This is a genomic window from Mesorhizobium sp. NZP2077 (assembly GCF_013170805.1).
Lineage (GTDB): Bacteria > Pseudomonadota > Alphaproteobacteria > Rhizobiales > Rhizobiaceae > Mesorhizobium.
This window is the reverse complement of sequence record NZ_CP051293.1, coordinates 2,327,631-2,347,977: the sequence shown is the minus strand read 5'-3', so window position 1 is coordinate 2,347,977 and position 20,347 is coordinate 2,327,631. Positions and strand designations below refer to the sequence as shown.

The following is a 20,347-nucleotide window of genomic DNA, read 5'->3' as shown; positions in this document are numbered from 1 at the left end:
AGACGTCACAACCTGTTTGCTATCCGTGACGATTACCGCAGGCGGGACATGTGACTTCGAGCAGATAGCCATACCAGATGCCTTGGCAGCGACTGCACCAGTGGCCCGTCGCCTGCCGTTCAGGCGCGCCGATCGCTTTTGCCATTGCCCCCTGCCCCAGATATTTGATCGGCTTGTGTCGGCTTGAAGGCAGAACCCGGGACTGGGGAAAAGGAATTATGTCTGGTTGCGGCGGTGATGAGGGTTCGTCGGCTTGGTTCATGGCGCTCTCCTAAACGTCCGCGCTCGAAGCTTGAGCATAGGGCGGACATGACCGATTTGTCACCCCGGCTCAAGCAGCCAACTGCCGCCAAGCCTGCGTCGCAACATCCAGCATCACCGATTGCCAACGGCAGGAGCCTGTCGCTACGGCTTCGCCGTCATTGGTGTTGCTGGCCGTGTTCGTTCAAGCTGTAGCGTTTGATCTTGTTTGCCAGACCAACCCGCGACAGCCCGAGTTCGTTTGCCGTGCGGCTTTGGTTCCAGTGATTGCGAACAAGTGCCCTGCTGACGATCTGCTTTTCGAGGCTTTCCACCTGGTCCTTCAACGTCACGCCCTCCGGGAGAAAGGCAACGGCTTCCGAACTGCGCCGGGGCGACGCAGCAAGGAGCGTCGCTGACATGTTGCGTGTCGTCAGATATTCGCCATCCTTGGCGAGAGCCACCATGCGGCGGATTTCATTTTCCAGTTCCCGGACATTGCCTGGAAATTCGCCGCTTGAAAGCTTTTCGATGGTGTTGGCCGTGATTCCCAGAATCTTGCGGCCAATGGCATCGGCATGTTTTGCCGCAAAGAACTCCGCCAGGGGTCCAATGTCTTCGGGGCGTTCTCTCAGGGAAGGGACTTCGAACTCAAAGCCTTTCAGCCGGAAATAGAGATCCTGCCGGAACTCGCCACGCGCGACCAGATTTTTCAGGCGCCGGTTGGATGCCACGATGATGCGAACATTACAGTGTGTGACCCTGTCGGAGCCAAGGGGCTTGACCTCGCCCTCCTGGAGAAATCGCAACAAGCTAACCTGAAAGGACGGCGACACTTCGGAAATCTCATCCAGGAAAACCGTCCCGCCGTCGGCGGCGCGAAACAGACCCAGCCGGTCCGAAATAGCTCCGGTAAAGGATCCGCGCTTGTGTCCAAACAATTCCGATTGCAGCAATTCGTCCGGCACGCCTCCGCAGTTCTGGACCAGCAGAGGACTTGCCCGGCGCATCGAGTTGTAATGGATGGCCCTGGCCAGCAGTTCCTTGCCGGTGCCCGTCTCCCCTTCGATGAGAATCGGCAGCTCGGTCTTGGCCGCTTGCCGTGCCAGATCGCACAATTCAGCCATTTTCGCGCTGACATAGACGAGTTTTTCGAAACGCTGGCTCTCCGCTCTGAAGGCGGCATTCTTGCGCTCACCGAAGATCAGTCCGTCGCCCGAGATCTTGAACTCCCGAGACAGGATGCGATGGCGGCGTGCAAGTTCGCGGGTCTCCAATGCTCTTTCGACAAGCAGGCCCAATTGCGAAGCATCAACGGGCTTCAGCAGAAACTGGTAGATTGCCGCCTGGGACAATGCCGGCTCCGAGATGCAGTCCGAATTCGACGTCACATAGATGCGGGTGATGTCGGGATGAGACACCCGAAGGCCGGTAAGGAAGGTGAGACCGGCATCTTCCCCCGCATGATCCTCCGCTATGGCCAGATCGACGTGGATGGTGGCCATCGTGGTCAGGGCTTCAGAAAAGGAGTGCGCCAGAACAACACGATATGCGTAGCGCTCGGCCAGCACGTGAAGCGGCCATGTCCAGTCGCTGCCCTGCCGCGAGACGATGACGACGGTGCCCGGTTCATCCATACAAGTAGGTTTCCATTTTGCGCACCTTGTTAGCAAAACGGCGCGACGGCTTCAATTGCCCTGAATAGCTGCTACTTTTTGAACCATGGACAGGTTGGCGCCGCCGCAGGTCTCAGCGGGTTTCGGGATAGAGCTTACCCGAGATCGGCAGGAAAGCGGCTCCCTTACGCGCCAGGAAGGCGCAGAACGCACCGATGGCTGGCGTCACGACGCGGTCGCTGCGCACGACCGAAAACCATTGGCGGCGAATTGGCATACCGATCACATCGAGCACCGACAGCCGTCCCGCCTGAACCTCGAAGGCTATGGTGTGGGCGGAGATGAAGGCCACGCCCAGCCCGGCCATCACGGCCTGCTTGATCGTTTCGTTGGAATCCATCTCCGTTCCGGGTTGCTCCAATCGCCCGGGGATGTCGCCAAGAAACCTTTCGAATGACATGCGCGTGCCCGAACCCGGTTCGCGCACGATGAAATGTTCCTTCGCGATCCTGGCTTTGGTTATGTCGCGCGCCTGTGCCAGGGGATGATCGGGGGCGGCCGCGATGATCAAGGGGTGGTCCCCGAACACTCTGGCCTCCACCGGCAGATCCGGGGGCGGTCGCCCCATCAGTGCAATGTCAAGGACATGGTCCTTCAGCTTCGCAATGGTTTCGGCCCGGTTGCCGATCACCAGCTTCAGTTCGATATCGGGGAACTCCTTCTTGAAACCAGCAATGATCTGAGGCGCGAAATACTTCGCCGTGGAGACCGCGCCGACGATCAAATGCCCCTTCCGGAGACCCTTGACCGCATCAATTTCCTCCTGGAGCAGCCCCAATCTCTCATCAATGGCGTGTGCCGCTTCGATGAAGGCAAAACCTGCGTCAGTCGGACGCATCCCATGTGGAGCACGTTCGAAAAGCTGAATTCCCGCTTCTGCTTCAACCTGTTGGAGCTGTAGCGTCACGGCCGGCCCGGTTAGTCCCAAGGCCTTGGCAGCGTTGATGATTTTGCCCTCGGTGTGGATGGCCGAGATGATTCGAAGATGGCGGAGCGTTATGTTGCGCATCGATCGAAGTAAGCAGAACTTATCGCCGTCGTAAATAGATTAAAGTTTACTAATCCATGACGGGCTGTTCCAACCGTCTTCAGATCTGCGGCCTATCGCGAGATCGGGAGGGGAAAATGAGCAATCCGACACTCGACGCCTTTTTGGCGTCGCACCAACGGCAAGGGCATGATGGCGACGTCTTGGCAACGGTCGCGGCGCTGGCTGGTGCGGCTCTCGCGATCAACAACGGCATCCGCTCTGGTAGGCTTGGGTCCGCCTTTGGCGGGACCAATGGAACGGTCAACGCGGACGGTGATACCCAAAAGGACCTGGACATCTATGCCGATGATATCTTTCTGGAAGCCATGCGCCGTGCTCCCGTGCGGTGTGTCGCCTCTGAAGAGCGTGTCGCACCGGTCGCACTCGACCCCGAGAGCCGCATCGCGCTAGCCATCGACCCCTTGGACGGTTCGTCCAACATCGACGTCAACGTGTCGATTGGCACAATATTCTCGCTTCTCCCAGCGACTGGCGCGCCCGGCATCGACCCGGCCGCCTTTTTTCTTCAGCCAGGCAGCAGCCAGCTCGCGGCAGGCTTTTTTGTCTACGGACCGCAGCTGGTTCTCGTTTTGACGCTTGGCCTCGGCACGCACGCGTTCGTCTTCTCGCCTGAACTTAACACCTTCGTGCAGACCCATGAGAGCGTGGCGGTGGCCGAACGCACCCAGGAATTCGCCATCAACGCGTCCAATTATCGCCATTGGGAAGAAGCCGTGCGGCTCTATGTGGATGATTGCCTGAAAGGCGAGGAAGGTCCGCGCGGCAAGAACTTCAACATGCGCTGGATCGCCTCGCTTGTCGCCGATGTCTATCGCATCCTGATGCGCGGTGGCGTCTTTCTCTATCCCGGCGACAGCCGTGCCGGCTACGCAAGCGGACGGCTGCGGCTCGTCTACGAGGCCAATCCCATCGCGATGCTGGTGGAGCAAGCCGGCGGACGCGCGACGAATGCGCTTTGCAGCATACTCGACATCGTTCCGACCGGCCTGCACCAACGCGTCCCGCTTGTCTTCGGCTCCGCCAGGGAGGTCGAGCGCGTCGCCCGCTACCATACCGAGCCAAGCGCAATAGCCGAGCGTTCACCGCTGTTTGGCAACCGCGGCCTGTTTCGGGCCTGATCAGGGAGGCATAAGATGTCGGCCAAGCACCCCATCATCTCGATCACCGGCTCCTCGGGTGCTGGCACCACCTCGGTCAAGCGCATCTTTGAGCAGATCTTCCGGCGCGAAAACGTCGAGGCGGCGTTCATCGAGGGCGATGCATTCCACCGCTACGATCGCGCGGCGATGAAGGTGAAGGTTGCCGAGGACGAGAAGGGCGGCAACCCCTACTTCACCCATTTCAACGCGGAGGCCAACGAACTCGATGCGCTCCAGGAAGTCTTCGAGGCGTATGGGCTGAGGGGTGCTGGCCGCACGCGAACCTATGTTCACGATGAGGCGGAGGCTGAACTCTATGGCTGCGATCTCGGCACCTTCACGCCGTGGCGCGAGTTCGCGCCCAGTGATCTGCTCTTCTATGAGGGCCTGCATGGTTGTGCCGTCACCGACAGGGTCGATCTGGCCAAACACGCTGACCTCAAGATTGGCGTGGTGCCGGTCATCAACCTTGAATGGATCCAGAAGATTCACCGCGACCGCTCCACGCGTGGCTACTCGACGGAAGCCGTGGTGGACGTGATCCTTCGGCGCATGCCCGATTACGTGCGCCACATCGTGCCGCAGTTCTCAAAGACCGACATCAATTTCCAGCGCGTGCCGATCGTCGATACATCCAATCCATTCGTCGCTCGCTGGATCCCTACACCTGACGAATCTATGCTGATCATCCGCTTCGCCAACCCGCGCGGCATCGATTTCCCCTACCTGCTTTCGATGATCCACAACTCGTTCATGTCGCGCGCCAACTCGATCGTCGTGCCGGGCAACAAGCTCGACCTGGCCATGCAGCTGATCCTCACACCGCTGATCATGCAACTGATCGAACGCAAGCGCCGCGCCAACTGAGGAAGCTAGGATGAACCAGATCGCAATCGAGAGCCCCGCCCCTGCCAAGACCGATGAGCAGCTGATGGCGAACGCCATCAGGGCGCTCGCCATGGATGCGGTTCAAAAGGCAAACTCCGGCCATCCCGGCATGCCGATGGGCATGGCCGATGTTGCCACCATCCTGTTCAATCGCTTCCTCCAAATCGATCCGTCGCGTCCCGACTGGCCCGACCGTGACCGTTTCGTCCTGTCGGCGGGCCATGGCTCCATGTTGCAATACGCGCTGCACTATCTGCTCGGCTACGAAGACATGCCGATCGAGGAGCTGCAGCGCTTCCGGCAACTTGGCAGCCGCACCGCCGGGCATCCCGAATACGGCCATGCCCTTGGCATTGAAACCACGACAGGTCCACTTGGCCAGGGCATTGCGACAGCGGTCGGCATGGCATTGGCCGAACGCATGCTTGCCGCCCGGTTTGGTGACGGCCTCGTCGACCACTTCACATATGCCATCGCCGGCGATGGCTGCCTGCAAGAGGGGATGAGCCACGAGGCGATTGACCTCGCCGGCCATCTTGGCCTTTCAAAATTGATCGTGCTTTGGGACGACAATCGCATTTCGATTGACGGTCCGACCTCGTTGGCGACCTCGATGGACCAACCGATGCGGTTCCGGGCCGCCGGCTGGAGCGTTCTTTCGATCGATGGCCACGACCTGGATGCAATCGCGGCGGCGCTGGAAGAGGCGCGGACGTCGGATCGGCCGACGTTGATCGCATGCCGGACCACAATCGGAAAGGGCGCGCCGAACCTGGGCGGCTCGGAAAAAACCCATGGCGCGCCGCTCGGCGCGGCCGAAATCGCCGCGACGCGAACAAACCTCGGTTGGGATCATCCACCCTTCGAGATCCCCGGCGAAGTTTTGCGCGCCTGGCGCACCGCGCCAGCACGCGGCCGAACCGCGCGCGCGGCGTGGGAGGCGAGACTTGCCGCTTCGCCGCGCCGCCAGGAATTCGAAAGTGCTGTGGCTGGCGACCTTCCCGAGGGCGTCTTCGAGGCACTGTCGACATTTCGCCAGCAACACTTCGAAAATGCGACCAACGTCGCAACCCGCAAGGCCTCGGAACTGGCTCTCGCTGTGATCAACGAGGCGACGGAACAGACTGTCGGTGGATCGGCGGATCTCACTCATTCCAACTTGACCATCACCAAGGGCATGGCTCGCGTCTCACCGGGCGACTTTTCCGGACGATACATCCACTATGGCATCCGCGAGCACGCCATGGCGGCGGCTATGAACGGGATGGCCCTGCATGGCGGGCTTGTCCCTTATGGCGGGACGTTCCTGTGCTTTGCCGATTATGCGCGCGGCGCAATGCGGCTCTCGGCGCTGATGGGCCAGCGCGTCATCTATGTGATGACCCATGATTCCATCGGACTTGGCGAAGATGGGCCCACGCACCAGCCTGTCGAACATTTGGCGATGCTGCGCGCCACGCCAAATCTCAATGTCTTTCGTCCGGCCGACATAATCGAGACAGCTGAGTGCTGGGAGCTGGCGCTGAGGTCAAAGCACCGGCCGAGCGTGCTGGTGCTGTCGAGACAGAACCTGCCGATGCTCCGCACGAAGGCTCCCGAAGCCAGTCGCTCGGCCCAAGGGGCTTACCTTATGCGCAAGCCCGTCGGCCGGCGTGACTTGACGCTGATCGCCACCGGTTCGGAAGTGGAAATCGCCCGCGCGGCCGCCGACCTGCTTCTGGAGCGCCATCATATACGGGTTGCCCTGGTCTCCATGCCCTGCTGGGAACTCTTTGAAGAACAAGACGAAGCCTATCGCGCCGAGGTTCTCGGAACAGCTCCGCGCATAGCCGTCGAGGCGGCCGCGCGCCTTGGTTGGGACCGCTGGATTGGCGAAGGTGGCGCCTTCATCGGAATGACCGGCTTTGGCGCCAGCGCACCGGCCGCGGAGCTTTACAGGCATTTCGGTATCACCGCCGAGGCGATTGCCGATGCCGCTTGTGCAGTTGTTCAGAAGGATTGAAGCCTTGACCGTCAGAGTTGCCATCAACGGATTCGGCCGCATTGGCCGCAACATCCTGCGCGCCATCCATGAATCCGGCCGCAAGGACATCGACGTCGTCGCCGTCAACGATCTCGGCCCGGTCGAGACCAATGCGCACCTGCTGCGCTACGACAGCGTGCACGGCCGCTTCCCGCATGAGGTGTCGGTGTCCGGCGACCAGATCACCGTCGGCAAGGAAAAGTTCAAGGTCACCGCGATCAAGGATCCGACGCAGCTGCCGTGGAAGGAACTCGGCGTCGACATCGCGCTCGAATGCACCGGCATCTTCACCGCCCGCGACAAGGCTGCCGCCCACCTGACCGCCGGCGCCAAGCGCGTGCTGGTCTCCGCACCCGCCGACGGCGCCGATCTGACCGTGGTCTACGGCATCAACCACGACCAGCTGACCAAGGACCACATCGTCATCTCCAACGCGTCCTGCACCACCAATTGCCTGGCGCCGCTGGCCGCCGTGCTGCACGAGACGGTCGGCATCGAAAAGGGCATGATGACGACGATCCATTCCTACACGGGCGACCAGCCGACGCTGGACACCATGCACAAGGATCTCTACCGCGCCCGCGCCGCCGCCCTGTCGCAGATTCCGACCTCGACCGGTGCCGCCAAGGCGATCGGCCTTGTGCTCCCCGACCTCAAGGGCAAGCTCGACGGCATCTCGATCCGCGTGCCGACCCCGAACGTCTCGGTGGTCGACTTCAAGTTCATCGCCAAGCGCGCCACCACGGTGCAGGAAATCAACGAAGCGGTCATCGCCGCGTCGAATGGCAAGCTCAAGGGCATTCTCGGCGTCACCCATCACCCGAATGTCTCGATCGATTTCAACCATGATCCGCGTTCGTCGATCTTGGCGCTCGACCAGACCAAGGTGATGGACGGCAACTTCGTTTCGGTGCTGTCCTGGTACGACAATGAATGGGGCTTCTCCAACCGCATGGCCGACACCGCGGTCGCTGTTGGGGGCGTGCTTTGAGACCCCTCCCCGATATCCGCTCCGCTGAAATTGCCGGCAAGACCGTTCTCGTTCGCGCCGACCTCAACGTACCCCTCAAGAATGGCATCGTCGCCGATGCCACCAGGATAGTGCGTTTTGCTCCGACTGTCAGGGACCTCCTGGCGCGAGGTGCCAAGGTTGTCGTCATGACGCATCTTGGCAGACCCGACGGTGATGCCAATCCCATCTATTCAGTGAGGCCGGTAACAGCCACCCTGTCCAGCGAAGTCGGCCGCGAAGTTGTGTTCGTCCCAGATTGTGTCGGTTCCACTGCGGAGAAGGCTGCCAGGCATCATCACGACGGCAAGGTTCTCCTGCTCGAAAACCTTCGTTTTCACAAGGGTGAGGAGGCCAACAGTCGCAATTTTGCATTGCGGCTCTCGGTCAACGGCGATCTCTTTGTCAACGACGCCTTTTCCTGCGCTCATCGGGCGCATGCTTCGACCCACGCAATCGCGCAAATCATGCCCGCCTACGCCGGGCCGTCCCTGCTCGCCGAAGTCGCCGCACTGACTGCCGCCCTCGACGCGCCGAGAAGGCCGGTGGCCGCCCTGGTAGGGGGTGCCAAGGTCTCGTCCAAGATACGGGTGCTGAAGCACCTGATCGGCAGGATGGACCACCTGATCATCGGTGGCGGCATGGGCAACACATTTCTGGCTGCAAGCGGATATCGGGTGGGGCGGTCAATCCACGAGCCGGAGTGTGTTTCGATCGCTCGCGATATCATGGAGACCGCCGCCGCCAACGGTTGCCGTATCCTTCTGCCCAGCGACGTGACCGTTGCCAGGATGTTCGAGGCAGAGGCTCTGGCCACAACTGTCCCCGTGGCAGCTGTCCCTGACGAGGCAATGGCGCTCGACGTTGGCCCCAGGACAGTCGCCGAGATCAAGGAGGTCCTGAACGCCTGCCGCACCCTGTTGTGGAATGGCCCGCTGGGGGCCTTCGAGATGCGGCCATTTGGAGACGCCACCTTCGCGGTGGCGCGCCATGCAGCTGCACTGTCAAAGGCCGGACAACTCGCCACCATCGCGGGCGGCGGCGACACGGCGGCCGCACTGTCGATGGCGGGCGTCGCCGACCAGATCACCTACCTTTCGACCGCCGGCGGCGCCTTCCTGGAATGGCTGGAAGGTTGCCACTTACCCGGCATCGAAGTGCTGCGCAAAAGAGTCGAAAATTCGGAGACCGTCTAAAATGGCCAAGATTACACTTCGACAGCTGCTCGACCATGCCGCTGAACGTGACTATGGCGTTCCAGCCTTCAACATCAACAATATGGAGCAAGGTCTCGCCATCATGCAGGCGGCAAAGGCCTGCGACGCGCCGGTTATCATCCAGGCCTCGCGCGGCGCCCGCGCATACGCCCATGACATCATGCTCTCGAAGATGATGGATGCCCTGGCGGAGATCTATCCCGACATTCCCCTTTGCGTCCATCAGGACCACGGCAACAACGAGGCCACCTGCCTGACCGCGATCCGCCACGGCTTCACCTCGGTCATGATGGACGGCTCGCTCCTGGCCGACGGCAAGACGCCGGCGAGCTATGACTACAACGTTGAGATGACGGCAAGTGTTGCCGAGATGGCGCATGCGGTCGGCGCCTCGGTGGAAGGCGAGCTCGGTGTGCTTGGGTCGCTGGAAAGTGGCCATGGCGAGGCCGAAGACGGGCATGGCGCGGAGGGCGCGCTTTCCCACGACCAATTGTTGACGGATCCCGAGCAAGCGGTCGATTTCGTCATGCAGACGAAGGTCGACGCGTTGGCGATCGCCTGTGGCACAAGCCACGGCGCCTACAAGTTTTCGCGCCGCCCTGACGGCGACATCCTCGCCATGCATGTCATCGAGGCCATCCACCAGAAACTGCCAAACACGCATCTGGTGATGCACGGCTCTTCCTCCGTGCCGCAAGAACTGCAGGACATCATCAACAGCTATGGTGGAGAGATGCCGCAGACCTTCGGCGTGCCGGTGGAAGAGATCGTGCGCGGCATCCGCCACGGCGTGCGCAAGATCAACATCGACACCGATTGTCGCATGGCCATGGCCGCCCAATTCCGCAAGGTCGCGGTCAGCAATCGCGCCGAGTTTGACCCTCGCAAATTCCTCAAGCCTGCCATGGATGCCATGCGCGACCTGTGCCGCGAACGTTTCGAGGCCTTTGGCTGCGCGGGCAATGCCAGCCGGATCAAGGTGATGCCCTTGGACGAGATGGCCAGGCGTTACGCAACGGGCCTGCTCGACACACAAGTGGCGGCCAGCAGGGCTGCCTGAAGCACCAATTTTTGATGGAAGGATCTGGATGATGACCGCGCAACCGACCGAACTGAGGGGCAAGGAACGCTATCGCGCTGGCGTGCTCAAATACGCGCAGATGGGGTACTGGAACGGCGACTACGTGCCCAAGGACACCGATCTGATCGCGCTTTTTCGCATCACGCCCCAGGACGGCGTCGATCCGATCGAGGCCGCGGCCGCCGTTGCCGGCGAATCCTCGACCGCAACCTGGACGGTGGTCTGGACCGACAGGCTGACGGCGGCCGACCAGTACCGGGCAAAGGCCTATCGGGTCGATCCGGTACCGGGGCGGCCGGGCGAATATTTCTGCTACGTCGCCTACGACCTGATCCTGTTCGAGCCGGGCTCGATCGCCAACCTGACGGCCTCCATCATCGGCAACGTGTTTTCGTTCAAGCCGCTCATGGCGGCGCGGCTGGAAGACATGCGGTTGCCCGTCGCCTATGTGAAGACCTTCAAGGGACCGCCGACCGGCATCGTGGTCGAACGCGAGCGGCTGGACAAGTTCGGCCGGCCGCTGCTGGGGGCCACCACCAAGCCGAAACTCGGGCTCTCAGGCAAGAATTACGGCCGCGTGGTCTACGAGGGTCTGAAGGGTGGCCTCGACTTCATGAAGGACGACGAGAACATCAACTCGCAACCCTTCATGCACTGGCGTGACCGGTTCCTCTACTGCATGGAGGCCGTCAATCGCGCAGCCGCCGAAACCGGCGAGATCAAGGGCCACTACCTCAACATCACGGCCGGCACGATGGAGGAGATCTACCGGCGCGCCGAGTTCGCCAAGGAACTGGGCTCATGCATCGTGATGATCGACCTGATCATCGGCTACACGGCAATTCAGTCGATCTCGGAATGGTGCCGGCGTAACGACATGATCCTGCATCTGCATCGCGCTGGACATGGGACTTACACCCGCCAGAAGAACCACGGCATCTCGTTTCGCGTCATCGCCAAGTGGATGCGACTTGCCGGCGTCGATCACATCCATGCCGGCACGGCCGTCGGCAAGCTCGAAGGCGATCCCATGACGGTCCAGGGTTACTACAATGTCTGCCGCGAACTGAAAAACGAGGTGGACCTTCCGCGCGGCATCTTCTTCGAGCAGGACTGGGCCGACACGTTGAAAGTCATGCCGGTTGCCTCTGGCGGCATCCATGCCGGGCAGATGCATCAACTGCTTGACTTGTTCGGCGACGACGTCGTGCTGCAGTTCGGCGGTGGCACGATCGGTCATCCGATGGGTATCCAGGCGGGCGCAACCGCAAACCGCGTTGCGCTGGAAGCCATGGTGCTTGCCCGCAATGAGGGCCGCGACATTGCCGCTGAAGGCCCCGAAATCCTGCGCGCGGCCGCCAGATGGTGCAAACCCCTCGAAGCGGCCCTCGATGTGTGGGGCAACATCAGTTTCAACTATCAGTCCACCGACACGTCGGACTTTGTCCCCACCCCCGCCGTCGCCGTTTAAGGAGCTTGATCAATGCGCATCACACAGGGAACTTTTTCCTTTCTGCCGGACCTCTCGGACGAACAGATTTCCGCGCAGGTCGAATATTGCCTGCGCAACGAATGGTCGATCGGTGTTGAATACACTGACGACCCGCATCCCCGGAACATATTCTGGGAGATGTGGGGCAACCCAATGTTCGACCTCAAGGATGCGGCTGGCGTTATGATGGAGATACGCGCCTGCCGCGTTGCCCAATCGGACAGCTATATCCGCCTCAACGCCTTCGATTCCTCGCGTGGTTTCGAGACCGTGATGCTGTCCTTCATCGTCAATCGGCCGAAGGTCGAGCCCAGGTTCGTCCTCACCCGCACCGAGACGGACAGCCGTGTCCAACGCTATTCGATGAAGGCTGCACTTTAACGCCCTGGAGACGTATCCATGACTGCCGTGCAGACATTCGAAACGGCAACGCCGAGCGTGGACCTGGCCGCCGACTTCCGTGAATCGGGGGTGGCTGAGATCCTGGCGGAGCTTGATCGCGATCTGACCGGTCTCAAGCCGGTCAAGCAGCGTATCCGCGAGACGGCGGCGCTCTTGCTGGTCGAGCGCGCGCGCAGCCGCCTGGGCCTGTCGACCCATACGCCGACGTTGCATATGAGCTTTACCGGCAATCCAGGCACCGGCAAGACGACGGTGGCGCTCAGGATGGCAAATCTGCTCCATCGGCTTGGGTACGTGCGCAAGGGCCATCTCGTCTCGGTAACGCGCGACGATCTCGTCGGCCAGTATATCGGCCATACCGCGCCGAAGACGAAGGAGGTGCTGAAGAAGGCGATGGGGGGCGTGTTGTTCATCGACGAAGCCTACTATCTCTACCGTCCCGACAACGAGCGCGACTATGGCCAGGAAGCCATAGAAATCCTCCTGCAGGTGATGGAGAACCAGCGGGACGACCTCGTCGTCATCCTCGCCGGCTATGGGGACCGGATGGAGCGCTTCTATCAGTCCAACCCGGGATTTCGATCGCGCATTGCACACCACATCGACTTCCCGGACTATGAGGACGCAGAGCTGCTTTCCATTGCCGAGACGATGCTGGCCAAGCAGAATTATGTGCTCGACGATGAAGCCACGCAGATGATGGCCGCCTACATTCGCATGAGGCGCACGCAGCCCCACTTCGCCAATGCACGCTCGATCCGCAATGCGTTGGACCGCGCCCGGCTGCGTCACGCCAATCGTCTTTTCGAAACCTCGGTCGGCCCCGTCACCGTGCAGGAGATGTCGACCATCCGTGCCGACGACATCAGGGCCAGCCGAGTGTTCTTGACGCCAACAGCCGCGGAAGGTCCCACCAAGTGAAGCAGACGATCATTGCCCCATCGGTCCTCTCGGCCGACTTCTCGCGTCTTGGCGAAGAAGTCGAGGCCGTCGCCGCAGCAGGTGCGGACTGGATCCACCTCGATGTTATGGACGGCCACTTCGTGCCCAACATTACCTTCGGTCCTGCCGTGATCAAGGCAATCCGGAACCGAACAGACAAGGTGTTCGACTGTCACTTGATGATCACGCCAGCTGATCCCTATCTCGCCGCCTTCGCCGATGCAGGTTGCGACATCATAACGGTCCACGCAGAAGCTGGAGTGCACCTCGACCGATCGCTCCAGGCCATCCGCGACCTTGGCAAGAAAGCCGGCGTTTCGATCAATCCCTCGACGCCGGAGAACGTTATCGAATACGTGCTGGATCGTCTGGATCTCGTCCTCCTGATGACGGTCAATCCAGGGTTCGGCGGCCAGGCCTTCATTCCGTCGGTGGTCGAGAAGGTAAAGCGCGTGAAGGCGATGATCGGTGATCGACCGATCGATATCGAAATCGACGGCGGGGTGACTTCGCAGACCGCACCCCTCCTAGCATCCGCCGGTGCCAATGTGTTTGTTGCGGGCTCGGCCATCTTCAAAGGCGGGACGGCCGCGGCATACGGGGCCAACATCGCGGCCATTCGCCAATCAGCCGATGCGGCTTCGTGAGACGGGCGCCATGAAGGCGAGCCAAGCATTCGCGGACCTGCCCCTGCGGGCGGTCTTCTTCGACCTTGATGGAACGCTTGTCGATTCGGCCCCTGATATGGCCGCCGCCGTCAATGAACTGATGGCGCAATACGGCCTGGAGCCGCACTCACTTGAGGCAGTGCGTGGCATGATCGGCCATGGGGTCGAGAAACTCATCGAACGAGCCTTCGCGGCGCATTCGGTCGCGCTTGGCCTGGAAGATCAGAGCGCAAGCCGCGAGAGGATGAATGAGATCTATGGCCGCCACCTCACCCGACTGACCTCCCTGCGCCCCGGAGCGGACAGGGCGCTGACCGCGGCTCGCAAGGCTGGGATGCGGACCGGCGTCGTCACCAACAAGCCGGGAGGCTTCTCACGCATTGTCCTGGCGCATTTCGGCCTGTCGAATGAGCTCGATGTCGTCATCGGCGGCGATGCCGGCCATCCGAAAAAACCTGCTCCCGATATGCTTCTGGCTGCCTGTCACGCGTGCGGTTGCAGCAGCGCTCAGGCGGTTATGGTGGGAGATAGCATGGCCGACGTCGGAGCCGCCAGGGCCGCGGGCATGCGCTGCATCATAGTGCGCGGCGGGTATACCGAACTGGCGGCCGAAGCTCTCGGCGCTGACTGCGTTATCGACGTGCTCGACCAGCTGGAATCGGTTTTCCTGAGGTAAGAAAAGGCTGTGCAATGGCTATTCGAGCGCTTGTCTTCGACGTTGACGGCACGCTCGCGGAGACCGAGGAGCTACACCGTCAGTCTTTCAACCAGACTTTTGCCGAGCACGGGCTTAATTGGGTCTGGGACCACAGTCTGTACACCGAGTTGCTCGGCACCACGGGTGGGCGGGAGCGCATTGTTTCGTATGCGCAGATGGCGGGGCAAAATGTCGACCCAGATCTTCTGCACGCACGAAAGACAGAAATCTATAACCTCAAGATCAAAGAGGGTCTGATCAGCCTGAGGCCTGGCGTGGTGGAGCTGATTGAGCATGCCACGCAGGAGGGGCTGATGCTCGCGATCGGAACGACCACCAGTAGGGCGAATGTGGTGTCGCTCCTTCATCAGACGCTCGGCCCAAGGTCCTTGGACCTGTTTTCCAGCATCCGTACCGGCGAGGATGTGCGCGCCAAAAAACCCGATCCTGAAGTCTATCGGCTGGTGCTATCGGACCTTGGTCTGGAGGGTTGCGAGTGTCTTTGCATCGAGGATTCCAGGAACGGACTTATGGCTGCTCGTGCGGTCGGCATGCGCACGGTCATCACAGCCAGCCTGTTTACGTCTCACGAGGACTTCAGCGGCGCCGATCTCATCCTACGCAATCTGGCGACGCCATGGTCATCGGCCGAGTTCAACCCTTATACGTCGATGATGAACCAGCCGCTCGAGGTGAGCCGCCTACTGCGGCGTGCCGGAGGGAGGTCCGGCGGTCGGCGAACGGACGCTTGAACATCGCCAACTTTGTCGAGCGGGCCGTCGCCCGGCAACCCAAGGGATTGGCCGATCGAGCAGTCCTCGCGGCCTGTTGCGGGTTTTGTTGCAAGGGCTGAACAGGGACGCCGAGTGGCCGCTGCGAGGTCAATCAGGCGGCGAGGTTCTCGGCCAGGGACGGATTCGCATTGAAGGCGTACCTCGCCTGTCGCTCGCGCATCATGTGAATTTTCGATGCCAGACAAGATGGTGGGAGGCAGTGGCCGTCGATTTGAAGCAGAGCCTCGGCCGACTCGGCGCTTGATGCGCCGATGGTGTGCGAAGCGTATCCGCCCGATGGCGGGTTTGGCGATGCGGATGCCGGCCGGCTTGGAGGACAACACGGGCAGCGCGGCCAAGGGTCGCCCATTTGGTTGCGATCAGCTGCGCAAGCGCCGTCCGTTCCACCGTTGCACAGTCTAAAACAAATCTGCCGAACTTGGCCTGGAGCGCTGCCGAACTCGACGACGTCGAGAAGCCTACAGTGCTTGCGAGATGCGGCGGCGCTGCTCATCCGTTGCCACGTCTCCGAACCCGGCCCGCGCGTTGCTTTTCATGTGTTCGGGATCTGACGTGGCGGGGATAATGCATGTCACCGCAGGATGGGCCACGATGTACTTCAGTGCCAGCTCTGACCAGCTTCCGCAGCCAAGCTCCCTGGCGACCTCAGGAAGCGGTCTGTCGCTGAGGCGACGTATCAGTGTGCCTTCACCCAAGGGCCGGTTGACAAGAACGGCGACGCCGAGGTCCTGGGCCGCGGGTAATAGCCGCCGCTCCGCCGCACGATCAAGCAGCGAGTAATTCAGCTGCACAAAATCGAACGTCTCCGACCGAAGGACGGCTTCGAGATCCCCGTGGGCGCTATCCGTGTAGTGCGTCACGCCAATGTACCTGAGACGCCCTGCGGCCTTCCACTCTTTGAGGACGGGAAGGTGGGTCCTCCAGTCGACGAGGTTGTGAATTTGCATCAGATCGATCACGTCGGACTTCAGCAACCTGAAGGAATGCTCCATCTGCTTGATGCCTGCCCGCCGACCCGTCGTCCAGACCTTGGTTGCGAGGAATCTTGGGGAACCGGGCGCCAAACTGGCCAGGACCTCGCCGGCGACCTGTTCGGCCCGACCATACATGGGTGACGTGTCAATGACTGAACCGCCAGCCGCGAACAAACGCTCGAGAACCTGCCTCGGTGCCTCGAGTTCAGTCGGGGATGTGCCGCTATCGAACGTCTGCCAAGTGCCGCATCCCACGACCGGCAGCGGCTCACCGCTCGAAGGAATGTTCCTGGTAAGCATCGCGGATTGGCCTGGTGTTTCGGGCATTAAGCTACTCCATCGTCGTCTAAGGCATGGACGTTTCGGCCATGAGTGAAACAGGCAGGAAGCAGATTAGAAAACAGCCCTGCCCTGTTTGGTCGTTATTTCCAGAGGCTGCTCGTCGCGGGATTATTGCGGTGGGCGGCATTGCGTCGTGAGTATCCCGATGCCGTCAATCTCGACTTCCACGGCGCCCTCCTTCGGCAGCGGGCCGACGCCCGCCGATGTGCCGCAGGCGATGAGATCGCCCGGGAGCAGGGTCAATCCGCGCGAGATCAAACTGATCAACCTGGCCGGCTGGAAAATCAGATCCGATGTCGAATATGACTGGCGCTCGCGCCCGTTGACGCGCGTACGGATAGTCAGTCCGGCCGGATCGATGTCAGTCGCTATGACCGGGCCGAATGGCGCGAACCCATCCAGCCCCTTGGCGCGCGTCCAGTGGGTAAAACCAGATTCCGCTTGGAGAAATGCGTGCGCCGTCAGGTCGTTGACGCAAGTATAGCCAAAGATCGCCGCCTCAGCCACTTCGATCGATGCATTAAGGCACCGCCTGCCGATGATGATGCCCAGTTCCCCCTCGAAGAGAATGCGCCCGACAACCGCTGAATGCTCGACAACCGAATTCTGACCGGCATATGAATTGGCCGGCTTGATGAAGAACATCGGGTCTTTTGGAATTTCAAGACCCTGCGTGGCCGCGACGGTACGGGAATTGTTCCACAGTGCGATCATCTTGCTTGGAACGCATGGCATGGCCACCTGGACCGACTCGAGCGGAAGCAAGGCACCGGTTGGCTCGCTTGCTCCGAACATGTCGCCCTCATGGACATGAATGGTATCGTCAACAAGGATGCCGAAGCCTGAACTTGTTTTCACAGAATAACGAATCCAGTGCGTCACGTCGGTTCCATCCAGAATCTATTTTACACTGGGCGAGGCGCGGTCCACCTGTTCGTGCGGTGCGTGTGGTGCGTTCGTTTCAGCCAGTGTTTTGGCCCTCAGACGAAGCAGCGCCAGCACAAGATCGATTGACGGTGTTTTCATGCCCGTCATAAGTCCCAGTTCCTGCACGGAGCCGGCGAGCGACTCAATCTCCATCGGGCGGCCGCGCTCCAGGTCCTGCAACATTGAAGTCTTGTGCTTGCCAACGGCCTGCGCGCCCGCAATACGGCGATCGACATCAATCGGGAACTTGACACCCAAATGCTCGGCAATGCGTTGCGCCTCCAGCATCATTGATCGCGCCACACCCCGTGTCCCGGGATTACGGCAGATCGTTTCGAGTGTCGCCAGTGTCAGCGCCGAGATTGGATTGAAGCTCAGGTTGCCCCATAGTTTTATCCAGATCTCGTCGCGAATGCGTGCCCGGATCGGCGCTTTCAGGCCACCCTTGCGCATCGCATCGGAGAGCGCTGATACGCGCGGCGTCGCCTCTCCGGATGGCTCGCCCAAGGAAAACCGGTCCCCCTCCATCAGCGTCACGACGCCAGGATAGGTGATCTCGCAGGCTGGATAGACGACGCAGCCGATCACCCGCTCGGGCCCGATCGTGCGCCATTGCACACCGCCTGGATCGACACTTTCGAGCCACCTGCCCTCGAATTCGTTTCCGGCCTTGAAAAAGTACCACCATGGCAGGCCATTCACTGCGGTGACCACGCTGCCTTCCGGCGCCAGGAGTGCAGCGATCGATTGGGCAGCCGCCGGCACCTGATGAGCCTTGAGCGCGACAATCACATAGTCCTGTGCAGCCAGGTCTTGTGGCCGGTCGGTACAGATGAGACGATAGACCGTCTCCTGCTCGCCTTGGACCATGCGAAGCCCATCTCTTCGGATGGCCTCCATGTGCGCACCGCGCGCGATCAGGCTGACTTCGCAGCCCGCCTCGGCAAGTGCGGCCCCGAGATATCCACCAATCGCGCCGGCCCCGTATATACAGATCTTCATGCATGCCCTTCTGTTCGGCTAATGCCCAACAGCGCAGCAAGACCAATGCGCTGAATCTTTCCTGTTGCACCCTTCGGAATCTCATCGACGATGAATATCTTGCGGGGCACTTTGAATGCCGTAAGCCGCTCCGCGGCGAAAGCACGTATGCCCTCGGCTGTGGCGCCGCTGCCCGGCGAAAGCACGACGGCTGCAGCCACCTCTTCGCCAAGCTTTGGATGCGGATAGCCGAAGGTGACGGCCTGGGCCACGCCGCTTGCCAGCAGCAGCACTTCGTCGACCTCGCGCGGGGCGACTTTTTCACCCCCCCGGTTGATCAATTCTTTAATGCGGCCGGTGACGGTCAGATAACCTTCTTGATCGAAGCGGCCGAGATCACCGGTGCGAAACCATCGCGCCTTCGCATCGCCGTCCTCGAAGAACGCGGTGGCATCGGCGCCGGGATTGTTCTCATAGCCGCTGGCAACATTGGGTCCGCAGATGACGATCTCGCCCTCGGTGCTGGGCGGAAGGAAATTGCCGAATGCGTCGGCGACACGCACCATCGGGCCGGCCGCCCGTCCAACCGTTCCTGGCCGGCGCTCTGCCTTTGTCAGTGGATTGGACGTCATTTGATGCGCCGCCTCGGTCATTCCGTAGGCTTCGACCACGGTGCAGCCGAAAGTCTTCTCGATCTCCGCCAGAACCGAGGGCGGCAGGGAGGCCGAACTCGAGCGAACAAAGCGGAGGCGGTTCTTCATGGCCTCGTCCGGTTGGCGCGCTGCCCGCTCGGTGATCGCCTGATGCATTGTCGGTACCGCAGTGTACCATGTAGGGCTCTCGCCTTTCAGCAACGCCATGAAGCGTAGCGCGTTGAAGCCCGGGGTGCAGACCACTGAGGCTCCGGCGTGCAAGGATGCAAGGACCGCCGCGACCAGCCCGTGGATATGGAAGAGGGGCATGATATTCAAGCAGACGTCGTCGCGCCGCAACGCCAGCGAGACCGCGATATGGTTGGCCGATGAGGTGAGGTTGCGATGCGACAGCGGCACGATCTTCGGCCGCGACGTGGTGCCGGAGGTGTGCAGCACCATGGCAGTGTTTTGCGGCGATATGTTGCTCGTGGCAGTCTGCGGCACCGCCGCATCGAGATCAGGGGATACCAAGAGCCCAGCCGTCTTTTGCGTTCCGCAGGTGACGCGAACGACCGCCATTCCCCTGGCAACAGCAGCCTCGATCGCCGGCCCGGATGCGTCAGCGTCCACGATGATGAGCTTTGCATCGAGGTCATTCAGGTAGAAGTCAAGCTCCTCCCTGCGATAGGCTGGATTGAGCGGCGCCGCCGTGCCGCACAGCGTCGAAGCGAGAAACGCCACCGCCATCTCGGCACCGTTCGGAAGTACGATTGCCACTCTGTCATTCGGTCCGATGCCCATGCCGCGAAGGCGGCAAGCGACGTCATCCGCATGCTGCAGCAACTGCCCATAGCTTAGCGGCGCCTTGTCGGGTGCTCTGATCGCCGGGGCCTCGGCGTCAGCGCGCGACAGTATGTCCCTGATCGTCAAGTGTAGGTCGCTAGGCAAGCCATCCTCCTTTATGTTCGCAGGCATCCGCCTCCCGGTCGAAGGCGACAGCTACCGGATGTCCTACACGCGGCCACGTTGGCGTTGCCTACCAGCCGGAGCGAACTCGGCGTCGATACCACTCGTGTAACCCGGCCCGTGCCGGCCTCGTTTGAAAGCTGCGCGGGGCCTCAATGCTGAATATTGGCAGCAGCGCATAGCCAATCGTTGACGGTAACATC

General features: G+C 61.2%; 19 protein-coding genes and 1 pseudogene. 12 read left to right on the top strand and 8 right to left on the bottom strand.

Features of this window, described 5'->3' with window-relative positions; translation table 11 throughout:
- Window positions 1-19: 19 nt before the first annotated feature.
- From HGP13_RS11440 to HGP13_RS11430, 3 genes are all read right to left on the bottom strand, one after another.
- A complete protein-coding gene (locus tag HGP13_RS11440; RefSeq protein WP_109659018.1) occupies window positions 20-262 on the bottom strand; it encodes a hypothetical protein in 243 nt (80 codons plus the stop codon).
- A 157-nt stretch (window positions 263-419) separates the two neighbouring features.
- Window positions 420-1,811: a sigma-54 dependent transcriptional regulator gene (locus HGP13_RS11435; RefSeq protein ID WP_246707332.1), complete on the bottom strand. Its 1,392-nt coding sequence runs from the start codon at window positions 1,809-1,811 to the stop codon at window positions 420-422.
- A 178-nt stretch (window positions 1,812-1,989) separates the two neighbouring features.
- Window positions 1,990-2,925 (bottom strand): LysR family transcriptional regulator, encoded by a 936-nt coding sequence (locus tag HGP13_RS11430; RefSeq protein WP_109659014.1) that lies wholly within the window; start codon window positions 2,923-2,925, stop codon window positions 1,990-1,992.
- Window positions 2,926-3,041: 116 nt separating this feature from the next.
- On the opposite strand from HGP13_RS11430, the gene HGP13_RS11425 reads away from it, so the two are divergent.
- The 12 genes from HGP13_RS11425 to HGP13_RS11370 are packed head-to-tail and all read left to right on the top strand — an operon-like array spanning window position 3,042 to window position 15,277.
- A complete protein-coding gene (locus tag HGP13_RS11425) occupies window positions 3,042-4,085 on the top strand; it encodes a class 1 fructose-bisphosphatase (protein WP_109659012.1) in 1,044 nt (347 codons plus the stop codon).
- Between the two features lie 15 nt (window positions 4,086-4,100).
- Entirely contained in the window at window positions 4,101-4,973 is an 873-nt protein-coding gene (locus HGP13_RS11420) for a phosphoribulokinase (RefSeq protein WP_109659010.1), read from the top strand.
- A 10-nt stretch (window positions 4,974-4,983) separates the two neighbouring features.
- Window positions 4,984-6,996, top strand: a complete 2,013-nt coding sequence (gene tkt, locus HGP13_RS11415; RefSeq protein WP_109659008.1) for a transketolase — start codon at window positions 4,984-4,986, stop codon at window positions 6,994-6,996.
- A gap of 4 nt (window positions 6,997-7,000) precedes the next feature.
- A complete protein-coding gene (gene gap, locus HGP13_RS11410) occupies window positions 7,001-8,008 on the top strand; it encodes a type I glyceraldehyde-3-phosphate dehydrogenase (RefSeq protein ID WP_172225043.1) in 1,008 nt (335 codons plus the stop codon).
- On the top strand, window positions 8,005-9,222 hold the full coding sequence (locus HGP13_RS11405; RefSeq protein WP_109659006.1) for a phosphoglycerate kinase: 1,218 nt from the start codon (window positions 8,005-8,007) through the stop codon (window positions 9,220-9,222). The genes gap and HGP13_RS11405 overlap by 4 nt, the downstream gene beginning before the upstream one ends.
- 1 nt (window position 9,223) lies before the next feature.
- Entirely contained in the window at window positions 9,224-10,303 is a 1,080-nt protein-coding gene (gene fba, locus HGP13_RS11400; RefSeq protein ID WP_109659004.1) for a class II fructose-bisphosphate aldolase, read from the top strand.
- Between the two features lie 28 nt (window positions 10,304-10,331).
- Window positions 10,332-11,795 carry a form I ribulose bisphosphate carboxylase large subunit gene (locus HGP13_RS11395; protein WP_210266357.1) on the top strand — a complete coding sequence of 488 codons (1,464 nt, stop codon included), beginning with the start codon at window positions 10,332-10,334 and terminating at the stop codon, window positions 11,793-11,795.
- Between the two features lie 12 nt (window positions 11,796-11,807).
- Window positions 11,808-12,197 (top strand): ribulose bisphosphate carboxylase small subunit, encoded by a 390-nt coding sequence (locus HGP13_RS11390; protein ID WP_109659002.1) that lies wholly within the window; start codon window positions 11,808-11,810, stop codon window positions 12,195-12,197.
- An 18-nt stretch (window positions 12,198-12,215) separates the two neighbouring features.
- The gene (gene cbbX / locus HGP13_RS11385; protein WP_109659000.1) at window positions 12,216-13,139 is read left to right on the top strand and encodes a CbbX protein; all 924 of its coding nucleotides are present in this window, start codon (window positions 12,216-12,218) and stop codon (window positions 13,137-13,139) included.
- Window positions 13,136-13,807 (top strand): ribulose-phosphate 3-epimerase, encoded by a 672-nt coding sequence (gene rpe, locus HGP13_RS11380; RefSeq protein ID WP_109658998.1) that lies wholly within the window; start codon window positions 13,136-13,138, stop codon window positions 13,805-13,807. Before cbbX ends, rpe begins: the two co-directional genes overlap by 4 nt.
- Complete coding sequence (gph, locus tag HGP13_RS11375) at window positions 13,794-14,504, top strand: phosphoglycolate phosphatase (protein WP_342770027.1); 711 nt, start codon at window positions 13,794-13,796, stop codon at window positions 14,502-14,504. The genes rpe and gph overlap by 14 nt, the downstream gene beginning before the upstream one ends.
- Window positions 14,505-14,518: 14 nt before the next feature.
- Window positions 14,519-15,277: an HAD-IA family hydrolase gene (locus HGP13_RS11370; RefSeq protein ID WP_109658995.1), complete on the top strand. Its 759-nt coding sequence runs from the start codon at window positions 14,519-14,521 to the stop codon at window positions 15,275-15,277.
- Between the two features lie 133 nt (window positions 15,278-15,410).
- Here the strand turns inward: HGP13_RS11370 and HGP13_RS11365 are convergent.
- From HGP13_RS11365 to HGP13_RS11345, 5 genes and pseudogenes are all read right to left on the bottom strand, one after another.
- A pseudogene (locus HGP13_RS11365) lies at window positions 15,411-15,507 on the bottom strand (IS6 family transposase); the annotation flags it as partial.
- A gap of 270 nt (window positions 15,508-15,777) precedes the next feature.
- Window positions 15,778-16,620, bottom strand: coding sequence for an aldo/keto reductase (locus HGP13_RS11360; protein WP_245951618.1), 843 nt, complete (start codon window positions 16,618-16,620; stop codon window positions 15,778-15,780).
- A 123-nt stretch (window positions 16,621-16,743) separates the two neighbouring features.
- Window positions 16,744-17,517 (bottom strand): fumarylacetoacetate hydrolase family protein, encoded by a 774-nt coding sequence (locus HGP13_RS11355; protein WP_109658991.1) that lies wholly within the window; start codon window positions 17,515-17,517, stop codon window positions 16,744-16,746.
- A gap of 18 nt (window positions 17,518-17,535) precedes the next feature.
- Entirely contained in the window at window positions 17,536-18,564 is a 1,029-nt protein-coding gene (locus HGP13_RS11350; protein WP_109658989.1) for a 2-dehydropantoate 2-reductase, read from the bottom strand.
- Window positions 18,561-20,153 carry an acyl--CoA ligase gene (locus tag HGP13_RS11345; RefSeq protein ID WP_109658987.1) on the bottom strand — a complete coding sequence of 531 codons (1,593 nt, stop codon included), beginning with the start codon at window positions 20,151-20,153 and terminating at the stop codon, window positions 18,561-18,563. Before HGP13_RS11345 ends, HGP13_RS11350 begins: the two co-directional genes overlap by 4 nt.
- Window positions 20,154-20,347 lie beyond the last annotated feature (194 nt).

Coding starts and splice junctions, on each gene's coding strand:
- gph (WP_342770027.1), top strand. CDS start 13,794: ATGCGGCTTCGTGAGACGGGCGCCATGAAGGCGAGCCAAGCATTCGCG.
- tkt (WP_109659008.1), top strand. CDS start 4,984: ATGAACCAGATCGCAATCGAGAGCCCCGCCCCTGCCAAGACCGATGAG.
- HGP13_RS11350 (WP_109658989.1), bottom strand. CDS start 18,564: ATGAAGATCTGTATATACGGGGCCGGCGCGATTGGTGGATATCTCGGG.
- HGP13_RS11425 (WP_109659012.1), top strand. CDS start 3,042: ATGAGCAATCCGACACTCGACGCCTTTTTGGCGTCGCACCAACGGCAA.
- HGP13_RS11440 (WP_109659018.1), bottom strand. CDS start 262: ATGAACCAAGCCGACGAACCCTCATCACCGCCGCAACCAGACATAATT.
- HGP13_RS11390 (WP_109659002.1), top strand. CDS start 11,808: ATGCGCATCACACAGGGAACTTTTTCCTTTCTGCCGGACCTCTCGGAC.
- HGP13_RS11360 (WP_245951618.1), bottom strand. CDS start 16,620: ATGCCCGAAACACCAGGCCAATCCGCGATGCTTACCAGGAACATTCCT.
- fba (WP_109659004.1), top strand. CDS start 9,224: ATGGCCAAGATTACACTTCGACAGCTGCTCGACCATGCCGCTGAACGT.
- HGP13_RS11395 (WP_210266357.1), top strand. CDS start 10,332: ATGATGACCGCGCAACCGACCGAACTGAGGGGCAAGGAACGCTATCGC.
- HGP13_RS11370 (WP_109658995.1), top strand. CDS start 14,519: ATGGCTATTCGAGCGCTTGTCTTCGACGTTGACGGCACGCTCGCGGAG.
- HGP13_RS11345 (WP_109658987.1), bottom strand. CDS start 20,153: ATGCCTGCGAACATAAAGGAGGATGGCTTGCCTAGCGACCTACACTTG.
- HGP13_RS11430 (WP_109659014.1), bottom strand. CDS start 2,925: ATGCGCAACATAACGCTCCGCCATCTTCGAATCATCTCGGCCATCCAC.
- HGP13_RS11420 (WP_109659010.1), top strand. CDS start 4,101: ATGTCGGCCAAGCACCCCATCATCTCGATCACCGGCTCCTCGGGTGCT.
- cbbX (WP_109659000.1), top strand. CDS start 12,216: ATGACTGCCGTGCAGACATTCGAAACGGCAACGCCGAGCGTGGACCTG.